Genomic DNA, 17,691 nt, shown 5'->3' with positions numbered 1-17,691 from the left:
TCTGGGCGATGCGGTGGATCAGGTCACGGGATTCTGCGGGTTCGAGGGCGTCCGCCTCCATGCCTCGCGGTCGCCGTGTGCGCGAGGAAGCCCGTCCAGGTGGTGGGCCGGACGGTGAGGTGGGGGCCGGCGGGGTTCTTGGAGTCGCGTATGTGGATGGTGGTGGGGGTGGTGGCTATCTCGACGCAGTTCGAGCCCTCGGCGCTGTAGCTGGACTTCTGCCAGCGGAGAGTGGGCATGGCGGGTTCCTTTACAGGTCCTGGATGCGGTGGTGGATGAAGTCCCGGGTCTCAGCGGGGCTGAGTGCGCAGGACTCCATGCGGTCAAGTGCGGCCCGGTACTTGTTCAACTGTGCCTCCGCGTCGAGGAATTCACAGGCGCCATGGTGCGAGTCCAGTTGGACCGTGTCGAGTTGCGGGACGGGACCATCGACGTAGTCGAAGGTCGGGCCGGTGGCCGGGAAGCGGTCCGCGCCGAAAGGGATCACTCGGACGGTGACGTGGGGCAGTTCGCTCATGTCGATCAAGTGCTTGAGCTGACCGCGGGTGACGACGGGGCCGCCGAAGCCCATGCGAAGGGCTGCTTCGTGGATGATCGCCTCATACGGAGGCGGATCTTCTCGGTGCAGGATGCCTTGCCGCTTCATCCGATGCGTGAGGCGGTGCTCGATCTCGTACTGACGCATCGGTGGAGCCGCCGACTGGAAGAGGGCTCGGGCGTGATCGGTGGTCTGCAGCAGCGCCGGGATGTGGATGACCAGTGCCACACGGATCCCAGCGGCATGATGCTCCAACTCGGCCAAGTCGACCAGGGCGACCGGTACATGGTCGCGGTACTCCTCCCACCAGCCACGAGTACGTCGGCCCGTCATCGCGGCGAGGGCGTCGACGAGCTTGTCGTCGTTGCAGTCGTAGACGCTCGCCATGGCGCGGAGCCGGTCAGCGCTGATGGGCGTACGGCCGGTCTCGATCATGCTGATGCGTGCCTGGTTGACGCCAAGGAGTTCGGCGGCGCCGGTGGCGGTCAGCCCCGCCCGCTCACGGAGTTTGCGCAGCTCTGCACCCAGCCTTCGCTGTCGGAGCGTGGGGCTGTTGGTGGGCGGCACGGCGTCTCCTTCCTGGCCGCGACGCGGCGCTGCGCTCCCTCACACGAGTGAAGCATGGATGCTTTCAGTGAATTCGGTTAGATGTATCTAACTACCTGCCCTACGGTTACCACGTACCGCCCAACTCCCCCCGCCCATAAGCCGGAAGCGCACCACCCCAGGCACTGCCACCGCCCGGCGCGGCAGTTGAGCGAGCCCACGCCCCCTTCCGTGAGATTTACGGCGGTTTCCATGCGCACCGTATCCCCGTCGGACACCTGGGTGTACGCCCTCCGCCTCCCCCACGACCCCCGCGCGGCACGGGTCGCACGTATGACCGTACGGTCGGTGCTCGCCAGCCACGGCAGACCCGAAGTCCTGGATTCTGTCGAGCTGTTGGCCTCCGAGCTGGTGACGAACACCTACCTGCACACCAACGGCCCCGCCTCGCTGCGCCTCACCGCGCTCGCCGACGGACGTCTGCGCGTCGGCGTCTGGGACAGTCACCCCCGCATTCCCGCACCCTTCGGCCGACCGCCCCTCGACTACGTACCGCTCGTCCCGACGCACGCCGACGGGAGCCGTGGGCTCAGGCTGGTGCAGGAGTACGCCGACTGCTGGGGCGGTGTGTCGCTCTGCGACGGCGGCCGGGACCGTCGTGCCGGGAAGCTGCTCTGGTTCGAGGTGGGCGGATGAGCATGGAACGCTTCGTTTCCGTACGTCACCACGAGGTGGCGCGGACCGACGGCGGAAAGTACGGAGAAGCGGCGTGAGGTGTGACGGCGGACGGCGAGGGCGGCGGGCACTGCAGAGGCTGGTGCTGCTGGGCACCCTGCTGGTCCTGCTCCTCCTCGGCGGTACCGGCCCCGCGTCGGCCCACGCGGCGCTGCGTGGCACCGACCCCGGGGACGGAAGCGTCCTCAAGTCCGCCCCCCGTCACCTGACCCTGACCTTCACGGAGTCCGTCGGCCTGCTGGAGGACTCCTTCCGCGTCCTGGATCCGGACGGCCGCCGCCTGCGCACGGGCGAGCCGCAGCACGGTCCGGGCGGCGGTGACACCGCCCGGGTGTCGCTGCCGGCGAAACTGGACCGGGGCACGTACACGGTGGCCTGGCGGGTGGTGTCGGCCGACAGTCACCCGGTGTCCGGGGCGTTCACCTTCTCCGTCGGCGAACGCTCCCTGACCACGGCCGCCGTGGACACCGGCCCCGCCGAGGACCCGGCGACCAAGAGTCTCTACAACATCGCCCGCTATCTGGCCTACCTCGCCGCCACCCTGCTGATCGGCACGGCGACGTTCATGGCGGTCTGCCGGCCACCGGACGCCCCGGTGCTCGCCAGGCTGCTGCGGACCGGCTGGTGGACGCTGCTCGCCGCCACGCTCGCCCTGCTGGCACTGCGCGCCCCGTACGAGACGGGACAGGGGCCGCTGGGGGCACTGGACCCCGACGCCCTGGCGCGGACGCTGACCGGCCGGCCGGGTCTGGTCCTGCTGGCCCGGCTGGCCCTGCTGCTGGCGGCCGGGGTCTATCTCGTACGGCTGTCCGGGCGCCGCAAGCCCTACGGCTGGTCCGGCGCCGCCCTCGCCGTGGGCCTCGCCGCGACCTGGGCCGCCGGGGAGCACGCCTCCGCAGGCATCCAGGTGCCGGCCGCGATGACGTCCTCGGCGCTGCATCTGCTGGCCACCGCGGTGTGGCTGGGCGGCCTCACGGCCCTGCTCGTCACCCTGTACCGCGCGCATCTGACGCCGGCCGCGGTCACCCGCTTCTCCCGCCTGGCCTTCACCTGCGTGATCGTCCTGGTCGTCACCGGCGTCTACCAGTCCTGGCGCGGTCTCGGCTCGTGGGACGCGCTCAGCGGCACGACGTACGGCAGGCTCCTGGTCCTCAAGCTCGTCGCGGTCGGGCTGCTCCTCGGCGCCGCGGCCGTGTCCCGCCGCTGGACGGCGCTGCTGGCGAAGGCGGGAGCGGAGACGGTCGTACGGGAGAAGGTGCCGGAGCCGGTCGGGGGGCCGCCGCTGCCGGAGCCGCCGCGGACGGACGGGCCGTCGGCCGTGGAGCCGGAGCGCCGGCAACTGCGCCGTTCCGTCCTCGCCGAGGTCGCCGTGGGCGCCGCGGTCCTGGCGCTCACCACGCTCCTGACCAGCACCCTGCCCGGCCGCGCGGAGGCCGAGGCGGCGGCCGGGACACCGGCGGTGGTCGGCGCCTCCGTGACCGACGTGCCCTTCGACGTCGGCACCCCCGGCGGTCGGGGCAAGGTGCAGATCACCCTCGATCCGGGCCGGGTCGGCGACAACTCCATCGAGGCCCTCGTCTACGGGCCCGACGGCGGGGTGGCCATCGTCCCCGAGCTGCGGATCTCCTTCACGCTCCCGGCCAAGGACATCGGCCCCATCGACGCCGAAGTCACCGACAAGGGCGGCTACTGGGGCAACAGCTTCCTCAACCTGCCCCTGGCCGGCACCTGGGAGATGAAGGTGACGGTGCGGACGTCCGAGGTCGACCAGGTGAGCGAGACCAGGACCGTGGTGGTGCGCTGAGGCCTGCCGCTTCGGGCAGGCCGACCCTCCGCGAGGGCCGGTTCGAGATGTCGGTCACGTTTCCGAAACGTCGATGGGCATCTCTTGACGCATGACCTGACAAACGGCTGTTATTGCGCCATCGTGTTCGGTCAAGTTGATTTCTGATCGGTTGCGACGGACTTCGACAGTCACACCCTCGTGATCGAACCCTGCCCTCAGGAGCCGCAGATGCACGACTTCTCCCCCTCCGGTCTCTCCCTGCCCTCTCCCGGCCGCCGCACCCTGCTGCGCGGCCTCGGTGGCGCCGCGCTGCTCGGCGCGGGCGTCCCGCTGCTCAGCGCCTGCGGGGGCGGGGGCACGGCGAGTGACCCGAAGACGGTCACCCTCGGTTCGAAGGCGTCCGACCCGGTGCCGAAGAAGGCGTTCGCGGACATCTACGCGGCCTACACGAAGAAGTCCGGCATCACGGTCGACGTGAACACGAAGGACTCCAACACCTTCCAGGAGCAGATCAACTCCTACCTCCAGGGCACGCCCGACGACGTGTTCACCTGGTTCGCCGGCTACCGGATGCAGTTCTTCGCGGCCAAGGGCCTGGCCACCCCGATAGACGACGTGTGGAAGACCATCGGGGGCAACTTCCCCGAGGCGATGCACAAGCTCAGCAAGGGTGAGGACGGTAAGTACTACTTCGTGCCGCTGTACTCGTACCCGTGGGCGATCTTCTACCGCAAGAGCGTCTTCAAGGAGAAGGGCTACGAAGTCCCGACGAAGTGGGACGACTTCGTCGCGCTGTGCAAGCAGATGAAGAAGGACGGACTCGTCCCGATCGCCTTCGGCGACAAGGACGCCTGGCCCGCGCTCGGCACCTTCGACCAGATCAACTTCCGCCAGAACGGCTACGACTTCCACGTCGACCTGATGGCCGGAAAGGCCGCCTGGACCGACGCCAAGGTCCGCAAGGTCTTCGACCTGTGGTCCGAGATCCTCCCCTACCACCAGGAGGGCGCCGTCGGCCGCACCTGGCAGGACGCGGCCCAGACGCTCGCCTCGAAGAAGGCCGGCATGTACCTGCTGGGCACCTTCGTGGCCCAGCAGTTCACCGACAAGGCGGCCCTGGAGGACCTCGACTTCTTCGCCTTCCCGGAGATCGACCCGGCCCACGGCCAGGACACCGTCGAGGCGCCCACCGACGGCTTCATGATGAGCAAGAGCCCGAAGAACAAGGCCCAGGCGGTCAAGCTCCTGGAGTACCTGGGCACGTCCGAGGCCGAGGACATCTACCTCAAGTCCGACCCGAGCGTGGTCCACGCCACCAACGACGCCGACACCTCCTCGTACACGCCGCTGCAGAAGAAGGCGTACGACATGATCTCCGGCGCCAAGTCCCTGACCCAGTTCATGGACCGTGACAGCCGTCCGGACTTCACCTCCACGGTGATGCAGCCCGCGCTGCAGAAGTTCGTCCGCGACCCCAAGGGCGTCGACGCCCTGCTGTCCTCGATCGAGCGCCAGAAGAAGACGATCTTCGCGTCGGGCTGATCCAGATGACCACGCACACCACCAAGGAGAACCCGGAGGCGGCCGCCGTGCCGCCTCCGGGCGCTGCCCCCGCCGCGCACACCGAGCGCGTGCCCCACGGGCACCGCCGCCTGCTGACCCGCCGCGACCGGTTCACCCTGGGCCTGATGGCGGGCCTGCCGACGATCCTGCACATCGCCCTCGTGTGGGTGACGGCCCTCGCCTCCGTCGCGCTGGCCTTCACCACCTGGGACGGCATCGGCTTCGACTCCATCACCTGGGTCGGACTGGAGAACTTCAAGGAGCTGTTCACCAACAACCCGCAGTTCTGGCCGGCCGTCGAGCACAACGTCGTCTGGTTCGTCGTGCTGATCGTGATCCCGACGCCGCTGGGGCTGTTCCTGGCCGTGCAGCTGGACAAGAGGATCCGGTTCAGCCGGGTGTACCAGACCGCGTTCTTCCTGCCCGTCGTGCTGTCGATGGCAGTGATCGGGTTCGTCTGGCAGCTGATCTACAACCCGGACACCGGACTGATCAACAGCATCATCGGGGCCAACGAGCCCGGCAAGTACATTGACTGGATCGGCGACCCGGACCTCAACCTGTGGGCGATCCTCGTCGCCGCGTCCTGGCGGCACACCGGCTACATGATGATCCTGTACCTGGCCGGCCTGAAGGGCGTCGACCCCGCGCTGCGGGAAGCCTCCGCGCTCGACGGCGCCAACGAATGGCAGACGTTCAAGAACGTCGTCTTCCCCACCCTGCGCCCGACCAACACCGTCGTCCTGGTCGTCACCATCATCGAGGCCCTGCGCTGCTTCGACCTGGTCTTCGTCTTCAACAAGGGCGCCGAGGGCACCGAACTGCTCTCGATCCTGGTCACCAACAACATCATCGGCGAGTCCAGCCGCATCGGATACGGCTCCGCGATCGCGGTCGTCCTGCTGCTGATCTCCCTCGTCGTGATCATCCCCTACCTGGTGGCCACCTTCCGGAAGGAGCGGCGCGCATGAGCACCGGCACCCTGACGCCGAGGAAGCGCACCCCCCTGCGCCCCGCCCGGCTCCTGCTGCACCTCTTCCTCGCCGGCGCAGCTCTGGCCTGGCTCGCGCCGCTGCTGTGGGCGGTCTACTCGGCGCTGCGGCCGTACTCGGAGACGAGCGAGAAGGGATACGTGTCCTGGCCGGACACGCTGAACTTCGACAACTTCACGAACGCGTTCACGCAGTCGGACATGAGCCACTACTTCGTCAACACGATGATCATCGCCGTGCCGGCGGTGCTGCTGACGCTGTTCCTGTCGTCGATGGTGGCCTTCTACGTCAGCCGCTTCGACTTCCGGCTCAACCTCGCGCTCCTGCTGGTCTTCACGGCCGGCAACCTGCTGCCGCAGCAGGTCATCATCACCCCGCTGTACCGGCTGTACCTGCTGATCGACCTGCCCGGGGTCACGATGAGCGGCAAGCTCTACGACTCCGCCCTCGGGCTCGTGCTGATCCACGTCGCGTTCCAGTCCGGCTTCTGCGCCTTCGTGCTCAGCAACTACATGCGCACCCTGCCGCACGAGCTGACCGAGGCCGCGCTGGTGGACGGCGCCTCGGTCTGGCGGCAGTACTGGCAGATCACCCTGCCGCTGTGCCGTCCGGCCATGGCCGCCCTGGCGACACTGCTGTCCATCTGGATCTACAACGACTTCTTCTGGGCCCTCGTGCTGATCTCCACCGGCGAGAACATGCCGATCACCTCGGCGCTGAACAACCTCACCGGCGCCTACTTCACCGACCCCAACCTGGTCGCCGCCGGCGCCCTGCTCACCGCGATCCCCACGCTGATCGTCTACTTCGTGCTCCAGCGCCAGTTCGTCAGCGGCCTGACGCTGGGCGCCAACAAGGGCTGACGGCCCGCAGCTTGAAAGAGACCCCCGTGCACAACCCCTTCACCCCGGTCGCCTCCGTGCCCGTGGACCCCGGCAAGGCCCGCGTCCACGAGGAGGGCTGGCAGTCCTGGAGCCCCAGCGGCGCCTACGCCCTCGGCGACAAGCCGTACCGCCCGACCAACGACAACTGGGCGACGGTGTGTTACCGGCCCGGCGTCACCGTCCCCGAGGACACCTTCCAGGGCGAGGGCCTGCTGGCGCTCGACCCGGGCGACGGCTCCCCGGTCCGTCTGTGGGCGGCCGTCGATCCGACGCGCGAGGTCCCGTCCGTCCGGCTCGTCATCACGGACGGGCGGGCGGAGGTCAGCTCCGACGGGCCCGTGAAGGAGTGGACGGGGTCCACCGTCCAGACGGTGCTGGGCGAGTGGGCCGACAGCCTCGGGCTGCCCGCTCCCCGCCCGGCCCCCACCGTCTGGTGCTCCTGGTACGAGTACTTCACCCAGGTCACCGAGGACGACATCCACGAGAACCTCCGCGCGATGGACACCCTCGACCTGCCCATCGACGTCGTCCAGATCGACGACGGATACCAGCGGGCTCTCGGTGACTGGCTCACCCTCTCCGGCCGCTTCCGCTCCCGTGCGGGCATCGCCGACACCATCAGGGCCAGGGGCCGCCGCGCCGGCATCTGGACGGCCCCCTTCCTCGTCGACCCGGCGAGCGACCTGGCCGCCGAGCACCCCGAGTGGCTGGTCCGCGACGAGGACGGCGGCTTCACGCACGCCGGCCGCAACTGGGGCCACGACCTGCGCGTCCTGGACACCACGCACCCCGAGGCGGCGGCGTACCTGACGGAGGTCTTCCGCACCCTGCGCGCCGAGGGCTACGACTACTTCAAGGTCGACTTCCTGTACGCGGGCGCGCTTCAGGGCGTACGGCACGACCCGGCCGTGGACGCGCTGACGGCCTACCGGGCGGGCGTCGCCCTGATCCGCGAGGCGATCGGCGCGGATGCCTACCTGCTGGGCTGCGGGGCGCCCCTGCTCGCGTCCATCGGGCTGTTCGACGCGATGCGGGTCAGCCCCGACACGGCCCCGCACCGCCGCCCCGAGGCCGACGACTACAGCCAGCCCGGCCAGGACCCCGCCGAGTTCACCGGCGCCGGCCGCCAGTGGCAGCACGGCCGGCTCTGGATCAACGACCCCGACTGCCTGATGGCCCGCCCCGCGGTCGAGACCCGGGAGCGGTGGGCCGCGCACGTCGAGGCGACCGGCGGCCTCGTGGCGTCCAGCGACCGTCTGCTCTCGCTCGACGAGTGGGGCGTGACCACCACCCGCCGTCTCCTCGCGGGAGCCGCCCGGTGAAGCGCGAACTGTCCGTCCCCGGCATCGCCTACGGCGGCGACTACAACCCCGAGCAGTGGCCCGAGGAGGTCTGGGCCGAGGACATGCGCCTGATGCGCGAGGCCGGGGTGACCATGGTCAGCGTCGGCATCTTCTCCTGGGCACTGCTGGAGCCGAGCGAGGGCGCGTACGACTTCTCCCTCCTCGACCGCGTCCTGGACCTGCTGCACACCCACGGCATCGCCGCCGACCTCGCGACCCCGACGGCGGCGCCCCCGGCGTGGTTCTTCCACGCCCACCCCGAGGCGCTGCCCGTGGACAAGGACGGCAGGACCCTGTCGTACGGCAGCCGCCAGACGTTCTGCCCGTCCAGCCCCGCCTACCGCGAGGCCGCGCTGCGGATGGCGCGGGCGCTGGCCGGACGGTACGCGGACCACCCGGCACTCGTGATGTGGCACGTCCACAACGAGTACGGCTGCCACAACGCCGAGTGCTACTGCGACGAGAGCGCGGCGGCCTTCCGGCGCTGGCTGCGCGAGCGGTACGCGGACGACCTCACCGCCCTCAACGACGCCTGGGGCACCCGCTTCTGGAGCCAGTGGTACTACGACTGGGACGAGATCCTCCCGCCCCGCCCCACCGGCGCCGTCCCGAACCCCACCCACCAGCTGGACTGGCGCCGCTTCTGCAGCGACGAACTGCTGTCGCTGTACGAGGCGGAGCGCCGGGTGCTGCTGGACGCGGCCCCCTCGATCCCCGCCACCACCAACTTCATGGTGATGTACAACTTCGACGCCCTCGACTACTGGCGCTGGGCCCCGAAGCTGGACATCGTCTCCAACGACCACTACCTCCAGTCCGCCGACCCCGAGTCCGAGATCGACGTCGCGCTCAGCGGCGACCTGGTCCGCTCCCTCGCGGGCGGGCCCTGGCTGCTGATGGAGCACTCGACGGGCGCCGTCAACTGGCAGCCGGTGAACCGGGCCAAGCGCCCCGGGGAGCTCCGGCGGAACGCGCTGGCCCACGTGGCCCGGGGCGCGGACGGCATCGCCTACTTCCAGTGGCGCGCGGCGAAGGCGGGCGCCGAGCAGTGGCACTCGGCGATGCTTCCGCACGCGGGCACGGACAGCCGGATCTGGCGTGACGTCGTCCGGCTCGGCGCCGACCTGCGGGCGCTGGCCGAGGTGCGCGGCAGCGTCGGCACCGCCGAGGTGGCGATCGTCTGGGACTGGAACGCCCGCTGGGCGATGGAGCTCCCCTCCCAGCCGAGCGCCGAACTGCGCTTCCACGACCTGGTCCGCACCTGGTACGAGCCGCTGTGGCGGGCGGGCGTCGCGGTGGACTTCGTACGCCCGGACGCCGACCTGTCGGCCTACCGCCTGGTCCTCGCCCCGAGCCTCTACCTCGTGGACGACACGGGCGCGGCGAACCTCACCGGCTTCGTGGAGCGTGGCGGCACGCTGGCCGTCGGCTTCCACAGCGGTGCCGTCGACGAGAACTGCCATGTACGGCTGGGCGGTTACCCGGGCGCGTTCCGGGAGGTGCTGGGGGTACGGACGGACGAGCTGTTCCCGTTGCTGCCGGGGGAGTCGGTGGGCCTGAGCTCGGGCGGCCGCGGGACCCTGTGGTCGGAGCGGGTCCGCCCGGCCGGCGCCGAGACGGTCGCGTCGTACACCGGCGGGCCCCTCAGCGGCGTACCGGCGGTGACCCGGCACGCCCACGGTGCGGGCGTCGCGTGGTACCTGGCCACCCTGCCGGACCCCGAGACCCTCACCGGGCTCCTGGACCGCATCCGCGGGGAGGCGGGCGTCAAGCCCGTGCGCAGCACCCCGCGGGGCGTCGAGGCGGTGCTGCGACGCGGTCCGCACGCCGACTACCTCTTCCTGATCAACCACACCGACCGGCCCGCCCATGTCGCGGTCGCCTCCGACGCCACCGAACTGCTCACGGGCAAACCGGCGCCGGGGGCGGTCAGCGTCCCGGCGGGGGAGACGGCGGTGGTGCGCGAGCCCCGCTGAGTGACAGGGTGGCGGGACGTCATCGGGACGGGCGGGGGGCCGGGCGGCATGCCGGAGCTGAGCAGGGGCGGGAACACCGTGGTGGGCTCCGTCCGGACGGCACCGTCGAGATGAACGCGGGTCCGGTGGAGTTCAGGAGGCGCTGACGGGGCACTCGGGCAGGCGCACCGCGTCCCTGTGCCGAAAGCCGTCCGCCATGCCCGAGCTGCCAGATGTCGAGGGGTTCCGGGAGGTCCTCCGGTCCTGCGCCCAGGGCAGAGTCGTCCGGCGCGTCGACGTGCGCGACGCGGGCGTCCTGCACGGGATCGACGCGCGGCGGCTGCGGGAAGCCCTGGAGGGGCGGCGCGTCACCGGGACGGAACGGCACGGCAAGTGGCTGCTCGCCCGGACCGGCGGCCCCACCCTGCTGCTGCACTTCGGCATGACCGGCCGGCTGCTCTGCGCCCACCCCGACGACGAGCCCGAGCCGCACGACCGGGTCCTGTTCACCCTCGCCCGCGACCGCCAGCTCCGCTACCGCGACCAGCGCAAACTCCAGGGCCTGTGGCTGGCCGAGGACGACCGCGACGTCGTGGGACTGCTCGGCCGTCAGGGCCCCGACGCCCTGTCGGTGGACCGCGCCGCATTCGAGAGCGCGCTCGCCTCGCACCGCGGTCGCCTCAAGGCGGTGCTGATCGACCAGTCGGTGGTGGCCGGCCTCGGCAACCTCCTGGCGGACGAGATCCTTTGGCGCGCGAGGCTGCGCCCCGGCACCCCGGCCAACGCCCTGACCGGGCCGGAGGCCCACCGCCTGTACACCGAGATGCGCCGCACCCTGCGCCCCGCGGTCACCGCCGGCTGTGTCCCGCCCCGCGACTCCTGGCTGACCGGCCACCGGGACTCCCCCGACCCTCGCTGCCCCCGCTGCCACACCCCCCTGCGCCGGACCCGCGTGGGCGGCCGGACCACGGTGTGGTGCCCGAGCTGCCAGGCCGCGCCGAGCCCCACCGGACGGCGATAATGGCTGAAGAGCTCCGAACAAGGGTGGAGTCCGGATCGCGACGCCCGGCACGTACGCTCGCCGCGTTTGCCGAAAGCCCCTGGTAGCTCCGCTGCGAGGAGCTTCCGGCGCCTTGCGGTCGCATGCACCCGGACCCCGCGAGCTGATCGGACTCCACTCCTGTTCGGGGCTCTGAGTCCGGGCAACGACGTCCCCGGACGCGCGGGTCGGGACCGCGCGCCGCGGATCGCCGACCTGACGGATCTCTGCGAGAGCGAGATGAGCGATCATGGACGAGCCCGCCATCGGCCGGGCGACCAGTCCGCTCGATGAGGTGGTCGGTGAGGAGCTCACGGCCCGCGTCACCGTCGACGAACACGGCACGGTGACCGGGTGGAACGCGGGCGCCGAGCGGCTCCTCGGGTACTCGGGCGCACAGATCGTCGGACGACCGGCGGCCGACCTGCTGGCCGACCCGGTCCCGGCCCAGGAGCTGCCGCCCTTCGCGCGGCTGTCGAGATGGCACGGCGAGATCTCCCTGCGGCACCTCGACGGCGGACGGCGGGAGATCAAGGTCCTCGCGCACCACAGGACGGCGCCCACCGGCAGACGCGAATGGCTCGTGGTCTCCGCGGTGACCGGCCGGCAGCCCCATCCCCTGGACGAGCCGTTCGTGTCCTGGACGTTCGCCCAGTCCCCGTGCTGCGCGCTGGCGCTGTACGACACCAGGCTCCGCCTGCGGCGGGCCAACGGGGCCATGGAGAAGGCCGTGGCCCTCACCGAGGCCGAGATGCTCGGCCTGCGCGTCAACGAGATCGTGGACGACCCGGCCGGCGAGCGGGCGGAGCAGAGCATGGCGCGGGTCCTTCGGACCGGCGAGCCGCAGTACGACGAGGACTTCCTGCGCCCCGCCGGCGCGTCCCGCACGCACGCCTGGTCCGTCCTGATGTCGCCGCTGCGCGACGGCGCGGGCACCCTGCGCGGCGTGTGCCTCACCTCGCACGACATGACGGAGCAGTACTGGGCCCGCAAGCGGCTCCAGCTGATGGCCGACGCCGGCCGGCGCATCGGCAGCACCCTCGACGCGATGCGTACGGCCCAGGAGTTGGCCGACGTGACGGTCCCCGACTTCGCCGACTTCGTCACCGTCGACCTGCTGACCACCCTCGACGACCTCCAGGAACCGGCACCGGACGCCGTGGCCACGACCGGCCCCGTCGTGCTGCGCCGGGCCGCCCACCAGTCCGGGACCCCGGGCGTCCCGGAGGCGGTCGTCGCCCTCGGCAGCCTCGACGAGTACCCGGCGGGCTCCGCGCCGGCCGAGACGCTCCGCTCGGGCCGGGCCAAGCTGTACGAGATGACGAACCCCGCGATCACCGCCCTGGTCGCGAGCGACCCGGCCCGTGCCTCCCGGGTCCGTGAGTTCGGGGTCCACTCGGTGATGGCGGTGCCCCTGACGGCCCGCGGCACCACCCTGGGCGTCGCCGTCTTCACACGTCACCGCAACCCCGACGTCTTCCGGCAGGACGACCTGGTGCTCGCCGAGGAACTGGCGGCCAGGGCGGCCGTGTGCATCGACAACGCCCGCCGCTTCACCCGCGAACGCGGCACCGCGGTGATGCTGCAGCGCAGCCTGCTGCCGCAGCGGCTGCCGCGGCAGGCCGCGGTCGAGGTCGCCTCCCGCTACCTCCCGGCCGACGCGCACGCCGGCGTGGGCGGCGACTGGTTCGACGTGATCCCGCTGTCCGGGGCGCGTGTGGCGCTCGTCGTGGGCGACATCGTCGGCCACGGCATCCACGCCTCGGCGACCATGGGCCGCCTGCGCACGGCCGTACGCACCCTCGCCGACATCGACCTGGCGCCGGACGAGCTGCTCACCCACCTCGACGACCTGGTCGCCCGCCTGTCCACCGAGCGGGACACCGGCGGCGAGGTGGGAGCGACCTGCCTGTACGCGGTGTACGACCCGATCTCACGGCGCTGCACCCTGGCCCGCGCCGGACATCCGCTGCCGGCCGTGGTGAGCCCCGGCGGCCCCGCCGAGCTGATCGACCTGCCGGCCGGCCCGCCGCTGGGTCTGGGCGGCCTGCCCTTCGAGGCAGCCGAGATCGAACTGCCCGAGGGCAGCCTGCTCGCCCTCTACACCGACGGCCTCATCACACCGGGCCGCCGCGCCCGTGGCGACGACGACGGCGTCCTTCGCCTCTGCCGCCTTCTCACGCGTTCGGAGCCGACCCTGGACGCCCAGTGCGACCGGATCCTCACCGACCTCCTGCCGCCCCGCCCGCCCGACGACGTCGCCCTCCTCCTGGCCCGCACGCGCGCGCTGGACGCCTCCCAGGTCGCCACCTGGGACGTCCCGGCCGACCCGTCCGCCGTCGCCCAGGCCCGCAAGGACGCCCTGGCCCAGCTGGACGCCTGGGACCTGGAGGACGCCGCCTTCGTCACGGAACTGGTCGTCAGCGAACTGGTCACCAACGCCATCCGCCACGCCCGGCCCTCCATCCAGCTCCGCCTGATCCACCTCGCCCACGACAGCTCGCTCATCTGCGAGGTGACCGACGGCGACAGCACCTCCCCCCACCTGCGCCGCGCCCGCACCTACGACGAGGGCGGCCGGGGCCTGCTCCTGGTGGCCCAGCTCACCCGGCGCTGGGGCACGCGCCAGACCCCGAAGGGCAAGACGATCTGGACGGAGCAGGCCCTCGACCACGGGACGTGACCACCACCGCCCTCTCGCGGGAGAAACGCACCCGCCTGCCTTCGGCGGCCGGGCCGGGAGGTCAACCGGCCAGGGCCGCGAGGGTGTCCTCCAGATCGGTGGCCCTGGGCTGGTTGTGGGGGAGCTTGGCCAGGAGCTTGGCCATGCCACAGGTGTCGGTGAGGGCGGAGAAGACCAGGCCGCCGGCGACGCCCGCGGAGAGCCAGCGCGCCGCGTTCCATCGTTGTCCGGCGACCAGTCCGGTCAGGACCAGCGATCCGGCGGCGAGACGGACTTGGCGGTCCATGGCCCAGGGGGTGCGGGTGCCGGCCGGGCGGTGGGTGTCATGGCCGAACTGCGTCCAGGCGGAGGTGCCGCCGTCGAGGGTGGCTGCGGTGATGCCCTGCTCGGCCAGGCGTCGGCAGGCCTGGGCGGAGCGGGCGCCGGAGGCGCACACGATGAGGAGGTCGCCGCGGTCTGCGGCCGTCTTCAGCGCGGGCAGGGCGACATCGAGGTGGTCGAGCGGGATGTTGTGGGCGCCGGGCAGGTGGCCGGAGGCGTATTCGCCCGGGGTGCGCACGTCGATGACGGTCAGCTCGTGCAGGCGGGCATGGGCCTGATCGGCGGTCAGGGCGGGGGAGGGTGCCACGGGGATTTTCCTTTGCTCGGTTCGGGTTACCCCTTCGGTAGGATACCCAAGGGGGTATCTCGCAGGAGCGTGGGTCGTGGAACTGGCGATGGCGGCCGAGGAATTGAAGGCGGTGGTCAACCGGCTGCGCCGGGCGCAGGGCCAGATCGCCGGTGTGATCAAGATGATCGAGGAGGGGCGGGACTGCGAGGACGTCGTCACCCAGCTCGCCGCAGCCTCCCGGGCCCTGGACAAGGCCGGCTTCGCGATCATCGCCACCGGTCTGCAGCACTGCCTGACCGACGTGAACATGGCCTCCTCCGGCGACCGGGAGCAGATGCGCGCCCGACTGGAGAAGCTGTTCCTGTCCCTGGCCTGAGCCGTGGCCGCGGCACCGGTCGCGATCGCCGTGCGACACCTCAGCTGAGGGCGTCGACGAGCATGACGGCGGCCACGGCCAGCAGCCCGACGGCGAAGGTGCGCTGCAGCAGGCTGCCGGTGACCTTGGCGGCCAGGCGTCTGCCGTCCCAGGCGCCCAGGATCGCCGCCGCGGTGAAGGGTCCGATCACCGTCCAGTCGACGCCGACGGTGGTGGCGCCGCGGGTGGCCAGGGAAGCCAGCGAGTTCGCCGAGATGACCAGCAGGCTGGTGCCGACGGCGGCCTGCATGTCGAACGCCAGCACGGTGACCAGGGCCGGGACGGCCAGGAAACCTCCGCCGACGCCGAGCAGACCGGTCAGCGCGCCCAGCCCCGCGCCGGTTCCGGCGGCCTTGGCGGGCCGGGCCTCGCCGGCTACCGGGCCGGTGGCGGTGGTGGTGCCGCTGGGGCGCAGCATCTTGACGGCGGCGAGCGCGGCGACGACAGCGAACGCGGCGGTCAGTACCGGCTGCGGCAGGCGGGAGGCCGCGGCTCCTGCCGCGGCCGCGGGCAGGAGTCCGGCCGCGGCGAACAGGGCGCCGGCTCTCCATCGGACGTTGCGGATACGGGCGTGGGCGTACAGGGCGGTGAGCGAGGTGACCGTGACGATGATCAGGCTGGCGGTGGTCGCGGCGGCCGGCGTGAAGCCGAGCAGGTAGATCAGCGCCGGGACGGCCAGGACGCTGCCGCCCCCGCCGAGTGCGCCGAGCGCGAGCCCGACCACCGCCCCCGCGATCAGGGCCAGGATCAGAGCACTCACGCTATGACACCGCCGCTGCCGCCCGGACCGATGACCGGCAGGCCCGCACGCGCCCAGGCGGTCATGCCGCCGGTGACGTCGGTGGCCTGGACACCGCGCCCGGCCAGCAGCTTCGCGGCCCGCTGTGAGCGGTGACCGGAGCGGCAGATCGTGACCACCGGCCTGCCCCGCGCGGCCGCCGGGAGCGGCGCCCCGGCCATCAGTCGGGAAAGGGGCAGGTGCAGCGCACCGGGCGCGTGACCGGCGTCCCACTCCGGTGTTTCGCGTACGTCCAGCAGGACGGCGGTGCCGTCACCGGTCTGTAGACGGGCCAGTCGGGGAGTGAGGCGGCCGGGGCGGCGGCGGAGAAGCGAGAACATCGTTCGATCCCTTTCGTGGAGGTGGCGCGCGAGGGCGTGTCAGTCGGTGTCCTCGGGGCCCTCGGTGCCCTGGGCGCGCTCGGTGCCCTCGGGGTGAGTGAGGGCCAGTCCCGCCTCCGTGGCGGCGTCGAAACTGTCGTCCACGGCGACCACGTCGCGGCCTGCGGCGTCGAGCAGGGACGCGGCGATCGCCGCACGCATCCCGCCGGCGCAGTGCACCCACACCACCCCGTCCGGCACCTCTCCGATGCGGCCGTGCAGTTCGTGGATCGGGATGTGGACGGAGCCGTCGATGGTGCCGCTCGCCCGCTCCGACTCCCGGCGCACGTCCAGTACGACCACCTCGTCGCCGCGTTCACGGACCTCGGCGAGGTCGGCGAAGCGGGCGCGCGGGAACGAGGCGAGCCGCTCGCCCTCGCGGATCCAGTCGGCCGGGTCGCCGGTGGTGGCGGCGGCCGGGCGGTCGATGCCCACCCGCGCCAGCTCCCGCTGGGCGGCGGCGACCTGCTCCGGATCCTCGGCGAGCAGAGTGACGGGCCTGCCCCAAGGGATCAGCCAGGCCAGGTAGGTGGCGAGCTTGCCCTCGCCCTCGAAGTTGAAGGTCCCGGCCACGTGCCCCTGGGCGAACGCGACCCGGTTGCGCAGGTCCACCACCCACTCGCCGGCGGCCAGCCGGGAGGCGAGCTCCTCGGCGTCCGCGCGCCTCGGCGGAGTGAGGTCGACCGGCGCGGGACCCGCGGCGTTGGCCGGGCCCATGTGCGCGTAGTAGGCGGGCACGTCGTCCAGCCCGGAGAGCATCCGGGCGACGAAGGCGTCCACGCCCAGGGTCAGCGCGTCGTTGGTCGCGCGCTCCTTGCCGATCGTGGTCGCGTCCCCCTCGGCCTGGGAGGAGGAACAGAAGCTTCCGAACCCGTGGGTGGGCAGCACCGGCACCTCGTCGTCCAGCTCGTCGGCGAGCCGGTGGGCGGAGGCGTGCTGGGCGCGGGCCAACCGCTCGGTCAGCCGCGGCTCGACCAGATCAGGGCGTCCGACGGTGCCGATGAGCAGGGACCCGCCGGTGAAGGCCGCCACGGCGCGCCCGCCCTCGGTGAGGACGTAGGAGGTGTGGTGCGGGGTGTGCCCGGGAGTAGCGATCGCGCGCAGCGCCAGCCCCTCGTCGATCGCCACGGTGTCGCCGTCGGCGACCGGGGTGCGGGCGAACGACACGCGCGCCCCGGCCGGCACCAGGTACTGCGCGCCGGTGACGCGCGCCAGCTCCGGGCCACCGGTGACGTAGTCGTTGTGCACATGGGTCTCGGCCACGAAAGCGATGCGCACGCCACGCCGGGCCGCCACGGCGATGACCCGGTCGATGTCCCGCGGCGGGTCCACGACCACCGCGGCACCGGGTCCGCCGACCAGGTAGCTGCGGTTGCCCAGGCCCTCGAACTCCAGGGTGTCGACGAAGAACACGGCTCTGACTCCTTCCGGACGCTGTACCCCG

16 protein-coding genes are annotated in these 17,691 nt (G+C 71.8%); 10 read left to right on the top strand and 6 right to left on the bottom strand.

From position 1 onward, the window contains the following. Positions 1 to 23: 23 nt before the first annotated feature. Both ACFYNL_RS16155 and ACFYNL_RS16150 read right to left on the bottom strand, forming a co-directional pair. Positions 24 to 239 (bottom strand): DUF397 domain-containing protein, encoded by a 216-nt coding sequence (locus ACFYNL_RS16155; RefSeq protein ID WP_388802950.1) that lies wholly within the window; start codon positions 237 to 239, stop codon positions 24 to 26. Between the two features lie 11 nt (positions 240 to 250). Further along, entirely contained in the window at positions 251 to 1,105 is an 855-nt protein-coding gene (locus tag ACFYNL_RS16150; protein WP_388802947.1) for a helix-turn-helix domain-containing protein, read from the bottom strand. A gap of 231 nt (positions 1,106 to 1,336) precedes the next feature. On the opposite strand from ACFYNL_RS16150, the gene ACFYNL_RS16145 reads away from it, so the two are divergent. The 9 genes from ACFYNL_RS16145 (at position 1,337) to ACFYNL_RS16105 (ending at position 14,064) form a co-directional block, all read left to right on the top strand. Beyond that, positions 1,337 to 1,780: an ATP-binding protein gene (locus ACFYNL_RS16145; RefSeq protein WP_388802944.1), complete on the top strand. Its 444-nt coding sequence runs from the start codon at positions 1,337 to 1,339 to the stop codon at positions 1,778 to 1,780. A gap of 121 nt (positions 1,781 to 1,901) precedes the next feature. Then, entirely contained in the window at positions 1,902 to 3,623 is a 1,722-nt protein-coding gene (locus ACFYNL_RS16140; RefSeq protein ID WP_388804545.1) for a copper resistance CopC/CopD family protein, read from the top strand. Positions 3,624 to 3,833: 210 nt separating this feature from the next. Continuing rightward, positions 3,834 to 5,147, top strand: a complete 1,314-nt coding sequence (locus ACFYNL_RS16135; protein WP_388802941.1) for an ABC transporter substrate-binding protein — start codon at positions 3,834 to 3,836, stop codon at positions 5,145 to 5,147. 5 nt (positions 5,148 to 5,152) lie between these two features. Next, positions 5,153 to 6,139: a carbohydrate ABC transporter permease gene (locus tag ACFYNL_RS16130; RefSeq protein ID WP_388802938.1), complete on the top strand. Its 987-nt coding sequence runs from the start codon at positions 5,153 to 5,155 to the stop codon at positions 6,137 to 6,139. Then, positions 6,136 to 7,023 (top strand): carbohydrate ABC transporter permease, encoded by an 888-nt coding sequence (locus ACFYNL_RS16125; protein ID WP_388802935.1) that lies wholly within the window; start codon positions 6,136 to 6,138, stop codon positions 7,021 to 7,023. The genes ACFYNL_RS16130 and ACFYNL_RS16125 overlap by 4 nt, the downstream gene beginning before the upstream one ends. Positions 7,024 to 7,049: 26 nt before the next feature. After that, complete coding sequence (locus tag ACFYNL_RS16120) at positions 7,050 to 8,366, top strand: glycoside hydrolase family 36 protein (RefSeq protein ID WP_388802932.1); 1,317 nt, start codon at positions 7,050 to 7,052, stop codon at positions 8,364 to 8,366. Continuing rightward, complete coding sequence (locus tag ACFYNL_RS16115; RefSeq protein ID WP_388802930.1) at positions 8,363 to 10,363, top strand: beta-galactosidase; 2,001 nt, start codon at positions 8,363 to 8,365, stop codon at positions 10,361 to 10,363. Before ACFYNL_RS16120 ends, ACFYNL_RS16115 begins: the two co-directional genes overlap by 4 nt. A 196-nt stretch (positions 10,364 to 10,559) precedes the next feature. Beyond that, positions 10,560 to 11,363 (top strand): Fpg/Nei family DNA glycosylase, encoded by an 804-nt coding sequence (locus tag ACFYNL_RS16110; RefSeq protein WP_388802927.1) that lies wholly within the window; start codon positions 10,560 to 10,562, stop codon positions 11,361 to 11,363. Positions 11,364 to 11,631: 268 nt separating this feature from the next. Then, entirely contained in the window at positions 11,632 to 14,064 is a 2,433-nt protein-coding gene (locus ACFYNL_RS16105) for a SpoIIE family protein phosphatase (protein WP_388802924.1), read from the top strand. Positions 14,065 to 14,125: 61 nt separating this feature from the next. Here the strand turns inward: ACFYNL_RS16105 and ACFYNL_RS16100 are convergent, their stop codons facing one another. After that, positions 14,126 to 14,692, bottom strand: a complete 567-nt coding sequence (locus ACFYNL_RS16100) for a rhodanese-like domain-containing protein (protein WP_388802921.1) — start codon at positions 14,690 to 14,692, stop codon at positions 14,126 to 14,128. 76 nt (positions 14,693 to 14,768) lie between these two features. On the opposite strand from ACFYNL_RS16100, the gene ACFYNL_RS16095 reads away from it, so the two are divergent. Next, entirely contained in the window at positions 14,769 to 15,050 is a 282-nt protein-coding gene (locus ACFYNL_RS16095) for a metal-sensitive transcriptional regulator (protein WP_388802918.1), read from the top strand. A gap of 40 nt (positions 15,051 to 15,090) precedes the next feature. Here ACFYNL_RS16095 and ACFYNL_RS16090 read toward each other — a convergent pair whose 3' ends face one another. Genes ACFYNL_RS16090 through ACFYNL_RS16080 form a run of 3 tightly spaced genes read right to left on the bottom strand, consistent with a single transcriptional unit; the run spans position 15,091 to position 17,660 of the window. Continuing rightward, positions 15,091 to 15,849: a sulfite exporter TauE/SafE family protein gene (locus ACFYNL_RS16090; RefSeq protein ID WP_388802915.1), complete on the bottom strand. Its 759-nt coding sequence runs from the start codon at positions 15,847 to 15,849 to the stop codon at positions 15,091 to 15,093. Then, positions 15,846 to 16,208 carry a rhodanese-like domain-containing protein gene (locus tag ACFYNL_RS16085; RefSeq protein ID WP_388802912.1) on the bottom strand — a complete coding sequence of 121 codons (363 nt, stop codon included), beginning with the start codon at positions 16,206 to 16,208 and terminating at the stop codon, positions 15,846 to 15,848. Before ACFYNL_RS16085 ends, ACFYNL_RS16090 begins: the two co-directional genes overlap by 4 nt. Before the next feature lie 39 nt (positions 16,209 to 16,247). Then, a complete protein-coding gene (locus tag ACFYNL_RS16080) occupies positions 16,248 to 17,660 on the bottom strand; it encodes a rhodanese-like domain-containing protein (protein ID WP_388802909.1) in 1,413 nt (470 codons plus the stop codon). Between the last annotated feature and the right edge of the window lie 31 nt (positions 17,661 to 17,691).

It is taken from the genome of Streptomyces sp. NPDC007808, from assembly GCF_042868655.1.
GTDB lineage: Bacteria > Actinomycetota > Actinomycetes > Streptomycetales > Streptomycetaceae > Streptomyces.
This window is presented reverse-complemented; position numbering and strand designations above follow the sequence as displayed.